12 protein-coding genes and 2 tRNA genes are annotated in these 15,816 nt (G+C 33.5%); 7 read left to right on the forward strand and 7 right to left on the reverse strand.

Annotated features, from left to right (window positions below):
* Positions 1-70: 70 nt before the first annotated feature.
* The gene (locus tag FLAPXU55_RS16515) at positions 71-928 is read right to left on the reverse strand and encodes an SdiA-regulated/phytase-like domain-containing protein (RefSeq protein ID WP_180859548.1); all 858 of its coding nucleotides are present in this window, start codon (positions 926-928) and stop codon (positions 71-73) included.
* A 147-nt stretch (positions 929-1,075) separates the two neighbouring features.
* On the reverse strand, positions 1,076-2,128 hold the full coding sequence (locus tag FLAPXU55_RS16520; RefSeq protein WP_053473858.1) for a hypothetical protein: 1,053 nt from the start codon (positions 2,126-2,128) through the stop codon (positions 1,076-1,078).
* 107 nt (positions 2,129-2,235) lie between these two features.
* Between FLAPXU55_RS16520 and FLAPXU55_RS16525 the strand changes: the two genes are divergently transcribed.
* Genes FLAPXU55_RS16525 through FLAPXU55_RS16535 form a run of 3 tightly spaced genes read left to right on the forward strand, consistent with a single transcriptional unit; the run spans position 2,236 to position 6,349 of the window.
* The gene (locus tag FLAPXU55_RS16525) at positions 2,236-3,144 is read left to right on the forward strand and encodes an ABC transporter ATP-binding protein (RefSeq protein WP_053473857.1); all 909 of its coding nucleotides are present in this window, start codon (positions 2,236-2,238) and stop codon (positions 3,142-3,144) included.
* A 7-nt stretch (positions 3,145-3,151) separates the two neighbouring features.
* Positions 3,152-3,988 (forward strand): ABC transporter permease, encoded by an 837-nt coding sequence (locus FLAPXU55_RS16530; protein WP_180859550.1) that lies wholly within the window; start codon positions 3,152-3,154, stop codon positions 3,986-3,988.
* Positions 3,989-4,003: 15 nt separating this feature from the next.
* Positions 4,004-6,349 carry a T9SS type B sorting domain-containing protein gene (locus FLAPXU55_RS16535; RefSeq protein WP_180859552.1) on the forward strand — a complete coding sequence of 782 codons (2,346 nt, stop codon included), beginning with the start codon at positions 4,004-4,006 and terminating at the stop codon, positions 6,347-6,349.
* A 169-nt stretch (positions 6,350-6,518) separates the two neighbouring features.
* Here FLAPXU55_RS16535 and typA read toward each other — a convergent pair whose 3' ends face one another.
* The gene (typA, locus tag FLAPXU55_RS16540; protein ID WP_053473854.1) at positions 6,519-8,315 is read right to left on the reverse strand and encodes a translational GTPase TypA; all 1,797 of its coding nucleotides are present in this window, start codon (positions 8,313-8,315) and stop codon (positions 6,519-6,521) included.
* A 222-nt stretch (positions 8,316-8,537) separates the two neighbouring features.
* Here typA and FLAPXU55_RS16545 point away from each other — a divergent pair, with 222 nt between their 5' ends.
* Together FLAPXU55_RS16545 and FLAPXU55_RS16550 are read left to right on the forward strand one after the other, a co-directional pair.
* Positions 8,538-10,193 carry a PAS domain-containing sensor histidine kinase gene (locus FLAPXU55_RS16545; protein WP_235992075.1) on the forward strand — a complete coding sequence of 552 codons (1,656 nt, stop codon included), beginning with the start codon at positions 8,538-8,540 and terminating at the stop codon, positions 10,191-10,193.
* Positions 10,194-10,199: 6 nt separating this feature from the next.
* Entirely contained in the window at positions 10,200-10,610 is a 411-nt protein-coding gene (locus FLAPXU55_RS16550; RefSeq protein WP_053473852.1) for a response regulator, read from the forward strand.
* 245 nt (positions 10,611-10,855) lie between these two features.
* Here the strand turns inward: FLAPXU55_RS16550 and rpsT are convergent, their stop codons facing one another.
* From rpsT to proS, 4 genes are all read right to left on the reverse strand, one after another.
* Positions 10,856-11,107, reverse strand: a complete 252-nt coding sequence (rpsT, locus tag FLAPXU55_RS16555; protein ID WP_053473851.1) for a 30S ribosomal protein S20 — start codon at positions 11,105-11,107, stop codon at positions 10,856-10,858.
* Between the two features lie 154 nt (positions 11,108-11,261).
* Positions 11,262-11,333, reverse strand: a tRNA-Glu gene (locus FLAPXU55_RS16560).
* A 44-nt stretch (positions 11,334-11,377) separates the two neighbouring features.
* Positions 11,378-11,449, reverse strand: a tRNA-Glu gene (locus FLAPXU55_RS16565).
* Positions 11,450-11,527: 78 nt separating this feature from the next.
* Positions 11,528-13,006, reverse strand: coding sequence for a proline--tRNA ligase (gene proS, locus FLAPXU55_RS16570; protein ID WP_180859554.1), 1,479 nt, complete (start codon positions 13,004-13,006; stop codon positions 11,528-11,530).
* A 101-nt stretch (positions 13,007-13,107) separates the two neighbouring features.
* On the opposite strand from proS, the gene FLAPXU55_RS16575 reads away from it, so the two are divergent.
* Positions 13,108-14,106, forward strand: a complete 999-nt coding sequence (locus FLAPXU55_RS16575) for a hypothetical protein (RefSeq protein WP_180859556.1) — start codon at positions 13,108-13,110, stop codon at positions 14,104-14,106.
* A gap of 50 nt (positions 14,107-14,156) precedes the next feature.
* Entirely contained in the window at positions 14,157-15,677 is a 1,521-nt protein-coding gene (locus tag FLAPXU55_RS16580) for an OmpP1/FadL family transporter (protein ID WP_180859558.1), read from the forward strand.
* Positions 15,678-15,816: the final 139 nt, after the last annotated feature.

Genomic DNA, 15,816 nt, shown 5'->3' on the forward strand with positions numbered 1-15,816 from the left:
TTTATTTAAATATAATTCGTGGAAATTTGTGTAATTCGTGGCAAACTTTTTTTCTTAGAACCTTAGCAACTTAAAGTTTAAACTCATAAACGTTTCCTCCTATTTTATTTGTTTTTTCGTCGGCTACGAGTAAGGTGTTGTTGTCTTTAAAAACGATGGCTTCTTTTTGAGAGAAGTGGTTTATGCTTATTTCGGTTTGGGTTCCTTTGTGGAATAAATCCCCTTTGAAGCCTTTAAATAAAACTATTTTATCGTGGCTTAATAAAACTACTTTCTTACCGTCGGGACTTATCGTGGCGCTTGTTAAAACACAATGATTATAATTACTGCAGGTTTTAAACTCTCCTATTTTAACTGCTTTTTGAGTTCCTTTTGCATTTTTGATTTTGTAGATAAAAGCAGTTCCGTCAAAACCTTTGCTTCGGTTTTTGGTGAAAAGATAAAAATAACCGTTGTGCTCAAAGAAACCTTCAACATCATAAAACATTTCTTTTTTCTTTGGAGGAAATTCAGTTTGTTCGGGATACGAAAATGAGATTTTATATTCGGCGGAAGCCACCTCTTTATTCAATTGATTTTTGGCCACTTTATAAATACACAAATCCCTGCGTTCGTTATCGTTGTTTCCGAAATCGCCAATGTAAATATTTCCCGTTTTATCTTTGGTAATATCTTCCCAATCCACATTTTCGGCATTTGAGATCGTAATTGTCTTTTCTAATTTCCCTTTCGAATTAATGGCATAAATGGCATTTTTATTTCCGCTGTCTTCCAAAGTATAAATCACATTTGTTTCCGGGAAATAGGTAATTCCAGAAACTTCTTTTAATTTCTTCGGAAGTGAATAAAGCGTTTTCAAATCATCACCAGATTGTTGCTGACAAGCTAATAAAACAATAGAAACGGCTATTAAAAAAGATTTTTTCATAAGATTTGTTTTTTTTGAACCATATAAGTTATATAAGAAAATTTAAGTTTTGCTTTGTGGATATAACTTGCATTGATTTTTTAAAATCATATAAAGGAATTCACGTTTTGCTTTAATGAATTTATATAACTTATATGGTTTAATCCTTTAAACTAAGTTTGTGTTTTTAAAATTACGGATGATGAATTCAAAAGCGGCCTGCATGATGTGTCCCATTGATCTGGCGTTTTTAAATTTCATATCGTTTGTGTATCGGTACAATTCCATTTTTAACTGACTTAAATGTTCTTCTGTCGAAATGGTATCGTGACACATTATATTTAATAATTTTTTAATTCTGTTTTCGGCAGAATGGATTCGTTTGGCCAGAATAGCTCTTTCTTCATCTTTATATTGAATGATCGAACGCTCTTCTAACTTCTCTTTAATCAGCTGAATCATCGGATAGTTTTCCTTGAAAAACTGCGGACGATACACCTTAAAATTCCCTTCGTAGCATTGCTGGTCAAAATCGATAGGTCGAATTTTATAAACTACCTGATCAAAATCGTGAATTGGCACAATTACATAATTATACGCTCTCATATCGCCCAAAAGCCTGATCATACAGCGTTCGTTAAATTTAACGAATTCTTTGGCGATTTGTGCTTTCTCCATTTCAGTACATTTATCGAGCAGCGTATCCATAAAAACATCGCCGGGAATTCCGATAATATGTTCTTCAATTAAAGTATCATTATAAACCAAAAAGTTGATTTTATCCGGCGAAAGAATATCTTCTAACTCTAATCCGTAAATCCTTGAAGCATCGGCTTTTTTAATATAAAAGTGAACGTAATTATCGTTGAGAATATTACGGACTTTAATTCTAAAAGGTTTTGAATTTCCGAATGTACAATAGTCGATGGCATCAATATTTAGAAACTGAATAATTTCGCTGTTTCCATCGGAATGTAAAAGTGAATAGATTTTCTTTAAATTGAGGTCAATTTCATTTCGTTCAAATTCATTGTAATAAACCCGAATCCATAATGTATCGGTTTCGTTTTTATCATAAACGTTAACCGAACCAGAAAATCGCAATAAGTCATCATAAAACACAGAAACTTTCGATATACGCTCGTATCTGTCTAAATAACTTAAAAGTGGCTGTGTTAAAGGAAAAGAAGGTTTCTTTAACACCATCAACGGTTCGCTCATTTTGAATATCTTTATTACAAATTTACATCAATAAGCTGATAAAAATAAATTTGGCGTAACAATATAGAATTTGAATCGTCATACTAAAAACTAAAACCGAAATAAATTTGGAAACCATCCTTACCATTCAGAATCTCAGTAAAAGATACGGGCGCATTCAGGCGCTTAAAAATGTATCTTTTAGCATACAAAAAGGCCACGTCTACGGAATCCTGGGCCCTAACGGAAGTGGAAAATCGACCACTTTAGGAATCGTTTTAAATGTTGTCAACAAAACATCAGGCGATTATAAATGGTTTGACGGAAATGTACAAACGCATGAAGCTTTGAAAAAAGTGGGAGCGATTATCGAGCGTCCGAACTTTTATCCGTACATGACCGCCGAAGAAAACCTAAAATTAGTCTGCAAAATTAAAAGCATCAATTATTCTAAAATTGGAGAAAAGCTTGATCTTGTTGGTTTATCTGAAAGGAAAAACAGCAAATTCAGTACATTTTCTTTGGGAATGAAACAGCGTCTGGCAATTGCATCGGCACTTTTAAACGATCCTGAAATTTTGATTTTAGATGAGCCAACGAATGGGTTAGATCCGCAGGGAATTCATCAAATTAGAGATATTATTAAAGAAATTGCATCGCAGGGAACTACCATTTTGCTGGCTTCACATTTATTAGATGAAGTCGAAAAAGTTTGTTCTCACGTTGTTGTTTTAAGAAAAGGCGAAGTTTTATATTCTGGTTCTGTAGATGGAATGTCTGCAAATGAAGGTTTCTTTGAAATTTCTTCAGATGATAATCTGGCGCTGAAATCTGCTTTACACAGCCATCAGGCCGTTGCAGAAGTTAAGGACGAAGATGGAAAAGTTTTGGTTTACTTAAAAGCCGATTTATCTGCTCAGGAATTGAATCAGTTTTTATTCTCAAAAAATATTATTTTAAGTCATTTGGTCAAACGTAAAAATAGTTTGGAAGCCCAATTTTTAGAATTAACCAAAAATACAAATCCAAAAATCTAACTAAGCCATGAAAAGACTTATATCTATAGAATTACAAAAAATCTGGATGAATAAAGCCAGCCGTATTTTAACTTTAACCTATTTCATCTTACTTTCATTTATAGCTTTAATCGCTTCTATCAAGTTTGATATAGGACCATTTAAATTTCACTTAGCCGAAATGGGAATTTTTAATTTTCCTTTCATTTGGCATTTTAATACTTTCGTTGCCGCTTTTCTTAAATTTTTCCTAGCAATTGTAATTGTTTCCATGATGGCAAACGAATACAGTTATGGAACATTAAAACAAAACTTAATTGACGGTTTAAGCAAAAAAGAATTCATTTTATCAAAATTTTTAACGGTTGTTGTTTTTGCATTATGTTCTACAATTTTCGTTTTTGTAATGAGTTTACTTCTTGGCTTAAGCTTTTCTTCATACAATGAAGTTGATGTCATTTTTATGGATTTAGACTATTTGTTAGCCTTTTTTATAAAACTGTGCGGATTCTTTTCTTTCTGTTTATTTCTTGGAATTTTGGTAAAACGTTCTGCCTTCGCTTTAGGCTTTTTATTAGTCTGGAGCATTCTCGAAGGGATAATAAAAGGAATTCTGGTTTTTAGAATTTTCCCAAATAGTAATACTGGTGATTACATTATGCAGTTTTTTCCATTAGAAGCAATGTCGAACCTAATCATCGAACCTTTTTCAAGATTATCAGTAATAAAAAGTATAGGAACTCAAATTGGTGTAGAAAATACCAAAGATTACAGTGTACATTATCTTTCAATTCTGATTGTTGCAATCTGGACATTTTTATTTGTATATTTTTCTTACAAATTATTAAAAAATCGGGATTTATAGTATATTTGTTATACTATGAATCAGGCAAAAAGTTTTTTAATTATTTTATTTTTATGCTGTTTATCTACGAAGGTAAATGCGCAGTTTATCACTATTGATGATCAAAAAACACCGCAGCAGCTTATTGAAGATATTCTGGTGAATAGTTCGTGTGCTGCTGCTACAAATTCAACAGGCAATGGTGATACTTTCAGGCCTGGAAAACAGAGTTTTGGTTATTTTAACAGCAACGGAAGTAATTTCCCTTTTGCCGAAGGAATAGTATTGGCAACATCAACTGCCGAAAGTGCTGTTGGGCCTTTTGTTAGTGACTTGACTAGCAGTGACAGTCCTAACTGGCTTGGTGACAACGATCTTGATCAAATATTAGGTATTCATTCTATAAATTCAACAGTATTAGAATTTGATTTTATTGCTTATACAAGTGCACTGAGCTTTAATTATATTTTTGCTTCAAATGAATATCAGTACGATTATCCTTGTGAGTTTTCAGATGGATTTGCTTTTTTAATTAAAGAAGTCGGAACAACTGATCCATATAAAAATTTGGCTGTATTACCTAATACTACTACGCCTGTTTCGTCTATAAATATTCGTCCGAAAATTGAACCCGGAACAAGACCCGGCGGAATTAACTATCAAGGCTGTGCGGCTTCAAATGAAAATTATTTTCATGGTTTAAATAACAATACAAGTCCGGTAAATTATGCCGGACAAACAACTGTTATGACCGCGCAGACTACCGTAACAACAGGAAAAACATATCATGTAAAACTCGTTGTGGCCGATGATACATATCGATATCTGGAATCTGCCATTTTCCTTGAAGCGGGAAGTTTTGCTTCAAAGATTTTACTTGGGCAAGATCGTACAACTGCCGCAAATAATCCTGCTTGTTTTGGAGAAGAAATCGACCTGAACAGCAATCTTGATTCTGCCACTTATACTTTTAGATGGTTTAGAAAAACTGACCCGACTAATATTCTTGGCACAAACTCAACTTACAAGGTTACAAGTGCCGGAAATTATAGAGTTGAAGCTACTGTTATTGGTACAACTTGTGTATTATCAGGAGAAATAAAAATTGATTACGCTCCTGAAATTCTTTCCTCAAATACATCTTTATTTCAATGTGATGATAATACAGATGGAATTTCAATTTTCAATTTAGATAAAGCGAACAATATTGTTAAAAATAATACTGCCTATATTATTAATGAAGGCTATTACGAAACACTAGCACAGGCACAAGCTAAAAACAATAAAATTGTAAAGCCAGAAATGTATATTAATAAATATGCAGATCAAATTGTGTATGCGAGATTAGAAAATGAATTTGGCTGTTTTAAAATTGCCGAAGTAACCTTAAAAATTGCTCCAACCTCAATTCCAGATCCGAGTCCGATAAGTACTTGTGACCGAGACGAAATTCAGGATGGATTTTTTCAATTTGATTTGAATGCAGAAGTTACGCCAGTACTAACTGCCGGACTTCCAAGCGGATTGATTACTAGTTATTATTTAAATGCAAATGATGCTTTGGTTGAAATAAATCCATTACCAAATATCTTTAAAAATACAACAGCTTTTAATCAAAGAATATATGCAAGAGTCGTAAATGGCCCAGATTGTTATGATGTTGTACCAGTCAATCTCGTGGTTAATACTTTTGATCCGCCAAATTTTCAAGAAGAATCGAAATTTTTATGCCAAAATGGAGATACAACTTTGTCTGTAGCAGCTGGTTTTAGCAGCTATTCATGGAATACTGCACCAACAAATAATACTAATACTTTGGTAGTTATTGCTCCCGGCGATTATTCTGTAACGGTAACAGATGCAAATGGATGCGAAAAAACAAAAGACTTTAAGGTTATTTTATCTGAACCTGCAATCATAACGAATGCAGTTGTAAAAGATTTTTCAGGAAATGAAAACTCTGTTTCTATCGAATATACCGGAGTTGGGAATTACGAATTTTCATTAGACGGAACAACTTTTCAAAACGAACCGCTATTTACAAGCGTACCAGCAGGAACTTACACGGCAGTAGCAAGAGATAAAAATGGCTGCGGATTGTCTAATGCTTTTGTCGTGTATGTTTTAGATTATCCTAGATTTTTTACACCAAATGGTGATACTTTTAATGACTTATGGCTTATTGGAGATTCTAATTTGTTACCAAATTATACTTTAAATATTTTTGACCGCTACGGAAAACTCCTAAAACAAATGAACCAAAACAGTCCGGGATGGAACGGTATTTTTAACGGACAGCCGCTTCCTTCTGATGATTATTGGTTTACTTTAATTTTTGTAGACGGCAAAAATGTGAAAGGACATTTTAGTTTGAAAAGATAATTTTTTTGAAATTCCAATATTTAAATTCCAAATTCCAATAATATCGGTTTTAAAAATTCCAATACTTAAATTCCAAATTCCAATTTATAAAAGATTCGAATTTGAATCATAAAAAAATCCCAAACTCATAATTAGAATTTGGGATTTTTATATTGAAATTTAAATCTAATTAGATTTTAAATCTTTTTCTATCAGTTTCTGTCAAATAGATTTTTCTCAAACGAATAGATTTTGGCGTAACCTCTACGTATTCATCTTTTTGAATGTACTCTAAAGCTTCTTCAAGAGAGAAAATAATTGGCGGGATGATTCTCGCTTTTTCATCATTTCCAGAAGAACGAACGTTAGATTGTTTTTTCTCTTTCGTTACGTTTACACACATATCATCTCCACGAGAGTTTTCTCCAATTACCTGACCTTCGTAGATTTCAGCATTTGGTTCAACGAAAAACTTACCACGATCTTGTAATTTATCGATAGAATAAGGAATTGCTTTTCCTTTTTCCATAGAAATTAATGAACCTTTGTTACGTCCTGAAATTTCTCCTTTGAAAGGCTCATATCCAATGAAACGGTGTGACATAATAGCCTCACCAGCAGTAGCTGTAAGCAATTGATTTCTTAAACCAATAATTCCACGAGATGGAATATTAAATTTAATAATCATACGCTCACCTTTCGTTTCCATACTCAACATTTCACCTTTACGAACTGTTACGAATTCAACTGCTCTACCTGAAAGGTTTTCTGGTAAATCGATTGTTAATTCCTCAATTGGTTCACATTTTTTACCATCAATTTCTTTGATGATAACTTGAGGCTGACCAATTTGTAACTCATAACCTTCTCTTCTCATTGTTTCAATAAGAACAGATAAGTGAAGTACTCCACGGCCAAAAACCATGAATTTATCTGCAGAATCAGTTTCACCTAACTTCATAGCTAAGTTTTTCTCTAATTCTTTTGTCAATCTTTCTCTAATATGACGAGAAGTTACAAATTTACCTTCTTTACCAAAGAAAGGTGAGTCATTGATTGTAAACAACATACTCATTGTAGGCTCATCAATAGCAATAGAAGCTAAACCTTCAGGGTTTTCGTTATCTGCAATAGTATCTCCAATTTCAAAACCTTCAATACCAACTACAGCACAAATATCACCAGCAATAACTTCTGTAACTTTTTTACGTCCAAGACCTTCAAAAGTGTGTAATTCTTTGATTCTTGATTTCGTTACAGTACCATCTCTTTTTACTAAAGATATTGCCATACCTTCTTTCAAGATACCTCTTTCTAAACGACCAATTGCGATACGTCCGGTAAAAGCAGAGAAATCCAAAGATGTAATTAACATTTGCGGCGTTCCTTCTGATACTTTAGGAGCAGGCACATTAGCAATAACCATGTCTAATAAAGGCTCAATGTTTTCAGTTTGGTTTCTCCAATCATCAGACATCCAGTTGTTTTTAGCAGAACCATAAACAGTTGGGAAATCTAATTGCTCTTCTGTAGCACCTAATTCAAACATTAAATCAAAAACTTTCTCATGAACTTCTTCCGGAGTACAGTTTTCTTTATCTACTTTATTGATAACTACACAAGGCTTCAAACCTAAGTCAATAGCTTTTTGTAATACAAAACGAGTTTGCGGCATAGGACCTTCAAAGGCATCCACTAGTAAACATACACCATCGGCCATGTTCAATACACGTTCTACTTCACCTCCAAAATCCGCGTGGCCAGGAGTATCGATAATATTGATTTTTGTTCCTTTGTATTGAACAGAAACGTTTTTAGAAGTAATAGTAATACCTCTCTCACGCTCTAAATCGTTATTATCAAGAATTAAATCACCTGTATTTTCGTTGTCACGAAATAATTGACAGTGATACATAATTTTATCAACCAAAGTGGTTTTACCGTGATCGACGTGGGCAATAATTGCAATATTTCTAATAGATTCCATTTGTGATTTTTAATGGGTGCAAAAGTACACTTTATTTTGATAAAAAAAACGTTTCTGCGATAGTTTGCGTATATACAAGTAATTAGTTCATTAATCTAGTGTTAATTTGCACCCTAAAATGAACTTTAGTTATTGTTTAATTATAGTTAATTTAACTATATTTGAGTAATGAAAAGTAAAACTCTCCAAATTACTCTCGTTTACGTTATCATATCGCTAATTATGGCAATAGTCTGTCATAATTTACTCATAGACTACTTTTTTGAAGCAAAATACTCTTACTTCTTTTTTGCAAAGGACGTCTTTTTTATAATATCTACCGCATTCATTTTCAAATATATACTCTCAACAAATGAGACTAAAAATATTTCTGTTTTTCAGAAATTAAAAAGCACAAATGAGGAAATTAAAGAGTCAAACGAAAAATATGACATTGTTGCAAAAGCGACAAGTGACACTATTTGGGACTGGAAAATTCAGGAAGATACCATAAATTGGAATAAGGGAATTGAGAGCGTTTTTGGCTATAATCCGGAAGAAGTTGGAAAGACTTCGAAGTGGTGGTTTGATAAAATTCATCCTGAAGACAGCATTCGAATGTCGATCAAATTATATTCTTTTATCGAACAAAAAACAGAAAAATGGCAGGATCAATACCGATTTAGATGTGCCGATGGTACCTATAAATATGTTTTAGACCGAGGTTTTTTACTGAAAGATGAAAACGGAAGAGCCATTAGAATGATTGGAGCAATCCAGGATATTACCAAACAGAAAGAAGAAGAACAGCGATTAAAACTTTTAGAAACCGTAATTACACAATCTAAAGATTCGATTTTAATTACCGAAGCCAACTCACAAGATCGCAAAATACCGAAAATTGTTTACGTAAATCCGGCATTTTCACAAATGTCCGGCTATCAGTCTAATGAAATTATCGGGAAATCGACCAATATATTTAAAGGTCCAAAATCTGATTCGGAAGAATTAAAAAAACTTTTGCGGGCAATAAAAGATGAAGAAGAATGTGTAATTGAAACCATAACGTATACTAAAACTCAAGAAGAATATTGGGTACGTTTTGCAATGATTCCTATTTTTAATAATGAAGGAGCAATCACACACTGGATTTCAATCCAGAGAGATATTACAGATGAAAAGAAACTGGAAACAGAAAAAGAGCATCTTATTAGAGAACTTACACAAAACAATAAAGACTTAAAACAATTCTCTTATATAACATCACATAACCTTCGTGCACCATTATCTAATTTAATCGGACTTTTAAATCTTATTGAAGATATTCCAATCGAAAATGAAGAACTGGAAGAAATTTTAGCTGGTTTTACAAAATCAACTCATTTATTAAATGAAACCATAAATGATTTAGTAAAAGTGATTATCATAAAAGACAACCCTTCCATGCAAAAAGAAGAGGTTTCTTTAAAAGAAGTTTTTGAGAATGTTTTTAGTCAGCTGTCTTTCCAAATTGAATTACACAAACCTATTATCAAATTAAAATTCGACAGAGTTCCGCTTTTAATTACCAATAAAGCTTATATTGAGAGCATTTTATTGAATCTGCTTACCAATTCTATAAAATACAAATCTGAAAACAGAAAATTAAAAATATCAATTACAGCAGATCAAATAGATCATCATGCCATTTTAACCTTTAAGGATAACGGAATTGGAATTGATCTGGAAAGAAATCGTGACAAGGTTTTTGGACTCTATCAAAGATTTCATAATTATCCTGACAGTAAAGGATTAGGTTTGTATCTTGTAAAATCTCAGGTAGAAACTATGGGAGGAACAATTAGTATTGATAGTGAAGTCAATAAAGGCACCACATTTACTATAACATTTAAAAATTAATACATTATGCTTGAGCAAATTTTATGCATTGACGACGATCCAATTACGTTGATGTTATGCAAAAAAGTAATTTCAAAATCTTCATTTTCGCATGAAATTATTACTGCTCAAAATGGCGAAGAAGCATTACACCATTTTAATACTTTAAAATACACCAACAATAAAAATAAAGTAAACAAAAAACCGGAATTAATTTTTTTGGATTTAAATATGCCTGTAATGGGAGGCTGGGAGTTTCTGGATCATTTTACTTCTGCTGATTATGCCGAATTCAACACTGCAAAAGTCATTGTATTATCTTCTACAATTGATCCCGATGATTTAGCGAAAGCAAAAAAATATCCTATTATAATAGACTTTCTTTCAAAACCTATTACTCAGGCTATGCTTGAATATCTTAAAAAGAAAATCACATAGATTGGTAAATTCCAATATTTGAAATTCCAAATTCCAAACAAAATAAACCTACTATATAAAAAATCCAAATTTCAACTTTAAAAAAGTATTGAAATTTGGATTTTTCTTATTTAAAAATTAAACTCTAGATTGGAATTTCAAAATATTGGAATTTGGAATTTTTTCATTGGAATTTCTCAATATGGTGTAAACAAAAAAAGTCCTCTAAAAGAGGACTTTTTGTATATTTAGGAAATTGTAATTAATTACAATTTAGCAACATGTTTAGTTAATTTAGACTTCAAGTTAGAAGCTTTATTATCATGAATAATGTTCTTTTTAGCTAATTTATCAATCATAGAGATTACAGTTGATAATTTTGCAGCTGCATCAGCTTTATCAGTAGCTATTCTTAATGCTTTAATAGCATTACGAGTAGTTTTGTGTTGATATCTGTTAAGAACTCTTCTTTTTTCGTTACTTCTGATTCTTTTTAATGCTGACTTATGATTTGCCATTTTCTTTTAATTTTAGATGTAATAATAATTATAAATACTAGTTAAAAAAGAAAAACCTCCCACAATTGTAAAACAATCACTTTGGTTTTAACTAATAAAACAAAAACCGAGACACCAATTTTTATTTTACAAAACTTATTTACAACTAATTTTGTAGTCTGTAAGGGAATCGAACCCCTGTTACCAGGACGAAAGCCTGGAGTCCTAACCCCTAGACGAACAGACCAGTTTCATTCTAAGTTTTCTTCAATTTAAATAAAATTGAAATTGTAGTCCGTGGGGGAATCGAACCCCCCTTACCAGGATGAAAACCTGGCGTCCTAACCGATAGACGAACGGACCGTGTTTCTCTAATGCGGATGCAAAAATACAACTATTTTTAAGATGTACAATACCTGATGTAAAAAAAATTAAAAATTTTTAATAAGCCTTAGCAAAAAGCACTCTTTTTGAAGAAGGATTCCCAGTAAATACACAGGTTCCCGCCTCTTCTACAGCATCTAAAGGGATGCAGCGAATCGTCGCTTTTGTCAAATCTTTTATTTTTTCTTCGGTTGCTGCAGTTCCGTCCCAATGAGCCGAAACAAAGCCGCCTTTACCTTCTAAAATTTCTTTAAATTCCTCAAAATTATTCACTTCCGTAATATGTGTATTACGATAATCTAATGCTTTATTAAATAAATCCGTTTGAATTTGCTCTAACAAGTCATTAATATAATTTACGATTCCGTCTCCATAAACAACTTCTTTTGTCAATGTATCGCGTCTTGCCACCTCAAAAGTTCCGTTTTCAAGATCTTTTGGACCAACAGCAATTCTAACAGGAACACCTTTTAATTCCCATTCAGCAAATTTGAATCCTGGTTTTTGCGTCGTTCTGTCATCATATTTAACCGAAATTTTAAGTTTTCTCAATTTCGCAGTCAATTCATTAACCGCTGTCGTAATTTCAGCCAGCTGCTCATCTGTTTTATGAATAGGAACAATCACAACTTGTATTGGTGCTAAGTTTGGAGGAAGCACTAATCCCTGATCATCAGAATGTGTCATTACTAAAGCCCCCATCAAACGGGTAGAAACTCCCCAAGAAGTTCCCCAAACATATTCTTGTTTTCCTTCTGAGTTAGCAAATTTTACATCAAAAGCTTTTGCAAAGTTCTGACCTAAAAAGTGAGAAGTTCCAGCCTGTAACGCCTTTCCGTCCTGCATTAATGCCTCAATACAATACGTTTCATCTGCACCTGCAAAACGTTCTGTTTCGGTTTTAAAACCTTTTATTACCGGAATCGCCATGAAGTTTTCTGCAAAATCAGCATATACATTCATCATTTTCTCAGATTCTTCTATTGCTTCTGCTTTTGTAGCGTGAGCTGTATGCCCTTCCTGCCATAAAAATTCCGCAGTTCTTAAAAACAAACGCGTACGCATTTCCCAACGAACCACATTTGCCCATTGGTTAATTAATAAAGGTAAATCTCTGTATGACTGAACCCATCCTTTATATGTAGACCAGATAATTGCTTCACTCGTAGGACGAACAATAAGTTCTTCTTCTAATTTTGCATTAGGGTCAACTATTAATTTCCCTGGTTTATCGGGATCATTCTTTAATCTATAGTGCGTTACAACAGCACACTCTTTTGCAAATCCTTCTGCATTCTTCTCCTCAGCTTCAAACATGCTTTTAGGAACAAATAAAGGAAAGTAAGCATTTTGATGTCCTGTTTCCTTAAACATTCTATCTAACTCTGCCTGCATTTTTTCCCAAATTGCATATCCGTATGGTTTGATCACCATACACCCTCTAACTCCTGAATTTTCAGCTAAATCTGCTTTGACAACCAGCTCATTATACCATTTAGAATAATCTTCTGATCGCGTAGTAAGGTTCTTACTCATATTATATAGTTTGGCACAAATTTTGTTTTAATAATTTTAACTAAATAGTTTGACAAAACTAACTATTTTTGTAATGTGCAACAATAAAAAACACCACAGATATGAAAACTTATATTACTCTCCGCCAAAACTCAAGTTCTTTTTACTTAATTGGATTACTGAGTTTTCTAGCAGTATCCTGTGGTTCTTACCAAAACACTTCATATAATGATAATGATGGAGTATATGGTAATTCTACCAACAGATATGCTCAAACAAATACCACAAACACAAACAACCAATATAAAGACTACTTCAAGTCACTGCAAGATGATAACCAGCCTACTGAAATTTTTACAGATGTAGACAATTATGGTAATTATTCTGAAAGCGACAGCACACAAACAGCCGCTGTAGCTTCTTACCCGGCTTGGGGAAGCAGTAATTCAGATGTTTCAGTAAACGTTTACTCTGACCCAACATGGTCATTAGGATTCGGATGGGGATACCCTTATTACGGATACGGATGGGGATATGGCGGTTATTGGGGCGGCTACTGGGGATATCCTGGTTACGCTTGGGGATACCCTGGATATTGGGGACCTGGATGGGGCTATCCTGGATACTGGGGAGGCGGTTACTACGGTAACTACTCTTACAGCTATGGAAGAAGAGGATCTGCAGCTTACTACGGAGGCAGAAACTACGCTTCAAACAGAAGTTATGCTACAAACAGAAACTTTGTAAACAGCAGAAACTATACTAACAGAGGAAGCTATACAACAAACAGAAACTACACTAACAGATCTAACGGTTATTCTGATTACAGAAGAAGCTCTGCTGTAAACGGAAGAACTTACAATTCTGGCAGTCCAACATTTACAAACAGAAGAAGTTATTCTCAAGGTCAAAGTAACAGCTACGATTATTCTAACAGAAGATCTGGCACAACTACTAACACAAGAAGTTACAGCAATGGCAACAACGGCAGTACTTCGAGAACCTACTCTCCTAGCCCTTCACGCTCAATGAACAGTGGCGGAGGCGGAAGTATGAGATCATCTGGCGGCGGTGGCGGTGGCGGAAGATCATACGGCGGTGGCGGAGGTGGAAGAAGGTAACATTTTCCTTCTTTTCCACATCTAGTTTATATATTTAAAAATCTACCCAAATGAAAAAAATATTATTCCTTTTAATTACAGGACTAACTGTCAGCGTCTCACATTCTCAGGATGTTTCTGATGCTTTGCGATATTCACAAGATAACATAACCGGAACTGCAAGATTTAGAGCAATGAGTGGCGCATTCGGAGCTGTGGGCGGTGATTTATCTGCTACAACAGTGAATCCGGCGGGATCTGCAATTTTCAACAACAATCAAGTTGGAATTACATTGAGTAATCAAAACATTAATAATGGCTCGAAATATTTTAACGATGGGGAAACCCAAGACAAAGACAATTCTTTCATACTAAATCAGGCCGGCGGAGTTTTTGTTTTCAAAGACCGAAATCCTAACAATAAAGGATGGAATAAAATTGCAATTGGGGCCAGCTACGAGAACACAAACAATTTCAACAGCAATACTTTCTCTGCTGGAAGAAATCCTAACAATTCTATAGCTAATTATTTCTTATCGTATGCAAATGGAACTGCTTTAGGTGATGCAACGAAAATTCCATACGCTGATCAATTTTACTATGAACAGCAAACCGGATTTGGAGTTAATGGAAAAATTATACTACCTGTAAATCCGAATGACGAAGAAAACACGCAGTACACAAGTAATGTACCAGGATTACAACCTGGGCAAAGTTATTATCAGGAAAATAATATTTACGAAAGAGGCTACAATAGTAAAGTAAGCTTCAACATTGCAACATCATATAATGATCGTATTTATTTCGGTGCAAACTTAAATGTACATGTGACTGATTACAGAAGATCAAGTAGTTTTTATGAGTTCAATAACACTCCCCTTACCGGAACACCAACTATTTCTGATGTAACATTCAACAATGAATTATATACTTATGGTAACGGATTCTCTTTTCAACTAGGAGCAATCGCTAAGGTTACTGAAGCTTTTAGACTTGGATTAGCATACGAATCAAATACTTGGTACGAATTATACGATGAATTATCTCAAAGCGTTTATACTACCACAGAGGCTACAGGCGGGGTACAGAATTTTTATAATTTAAATCCTAATACCATAAACGTTTACGAACCTTACACTTTACAAACTCCGGGAAAATTTACTTTTAGTGGAGCTTACATATTTGGTAAATCAGGTTTAATTAGTGTTGACTACTCTATCAAAGACTACAGTAATGCAAAATTCAAACCAACAAATGACCCCGATTTTAGAACTACAAATGGCTACATAAGCGATCAATTAACCACTAATGGAGAATTAAGGGTTGGAGCTGAATTTAAAATAAAACAGTTAAGCCTTAGAGGAGGATATCGTTTTGAAGGAAGTCCTTATAAAAACGGAACTACAGTTGGAGACTTAAACAGTTTTTCTGCAGGTTTAGGTTATAACTTTGGAGCAACTAAACTAGACTTGGCTTATGCTTATGCAGAAAGAAAATCTAATCAAGGTTTCTTTTCTCAAGGATTTACGGACGGAGCAAACATTACCTCAACACTAAATAATGTTTCTTTGACTTTATTATTTGAATTGTAATTAAAATTAAATAGATGAATGGAAATTTCCGTCAGGTTTTTACTTGGCGGATTTTTTTTACCACAAAATATCAAAAAGCTCTTCATAAAAAACACCTAAAAGAAACCGAAACAAGCGGTGTTTGAATAAAAAAGTGTAA

It is taken from the genome of Flavobacterium panici (assembly GCF_903819335.1).
Classification (GTDB): Bacteria; Bacteroidota; Bacteroidia; order Flavobacteriales; family Flavobacteriaceae; genus Flavobacterium; species Flavobacterium panici.

Bases quoted from the DNA above. Each gene is read 5' to 3' on its own strand.
- FLAPXU55_RS16515 (WP_180859548.1), bottom strand. From the start codon at position 928: ATGAAAAAATCTTTTTTAATAGCCGTTTCTATTGTTTTATTAGCTTGT.
- FLAPXU55_RS16520 (WP_053473858.1), bottom strand. From the start codon at position 2,128: ATGAGCGAACCGTTGATGGTGTTAAAGAAACCTTCTTTTCCTTTAACA.
- FLAPXU55_RS16530 (WP_180859550.1), top strand. From the start codon at position 3,152: ATGAAAAGACTTATATCTATAGAATTACAAAAAATCTGGATGAATAAA.
- FLAPXU55_RS16535 (WP_180859552.1), top strand. From the start codon at position 4,004: ATGAATCAGGCAAAAAGTTTTTTAATTATTTTATTTTTATGCTGTTTA.
- typA (WP_053473854.1), bottom strand. From the start codon at position 8,315: ATGGAATCTATTAGAAATATTGCAATTATTGCCCACGTCGATCACGGT.
- FLAPXU55_RS16545 (WP_235992075.1), top strand. From the start codon at position 8,538: ATGGCAATAGTCTGTCATAATTTACTCATAGACTACTTTTTTGAAGCA.
- FLAPXU55_RS16550 (WP_053473852.1), top strand. From the start codon at position 10,200: ATGCTTGAGCAAATTTTATGCATTGACGACGATCCAATTACGTTGATG.
- rpsT (WP_053473851.1), bottom strand. From the start codon at position 11,107: ATGGCAAATCATAAGTCAGCATTAAAAAGAATCAGAAGTAACGAAAAA.
- proS (WP_180859554.1), bottom strand. From the start codon at position 13,006: ATGAGTAAGAACCTTACTACGCGATCAGAAGATTATTCTAAATGGTAT.
- FLAPXU55_RS16575 (WP_180859556.1), top strand. From the start codon at position 13,108: ATGAAAACTTATATTACTCTCCGCCAAAACTCAAGTTCTTTTTACTTA.
- FLAPXU55_RS16580 (WP_180859558.1), top strand. From the start codon at position 14,157: ATGAAAAAAATATTATTCCTTTTAATTACAGGACTAACTGTCAGCGTC.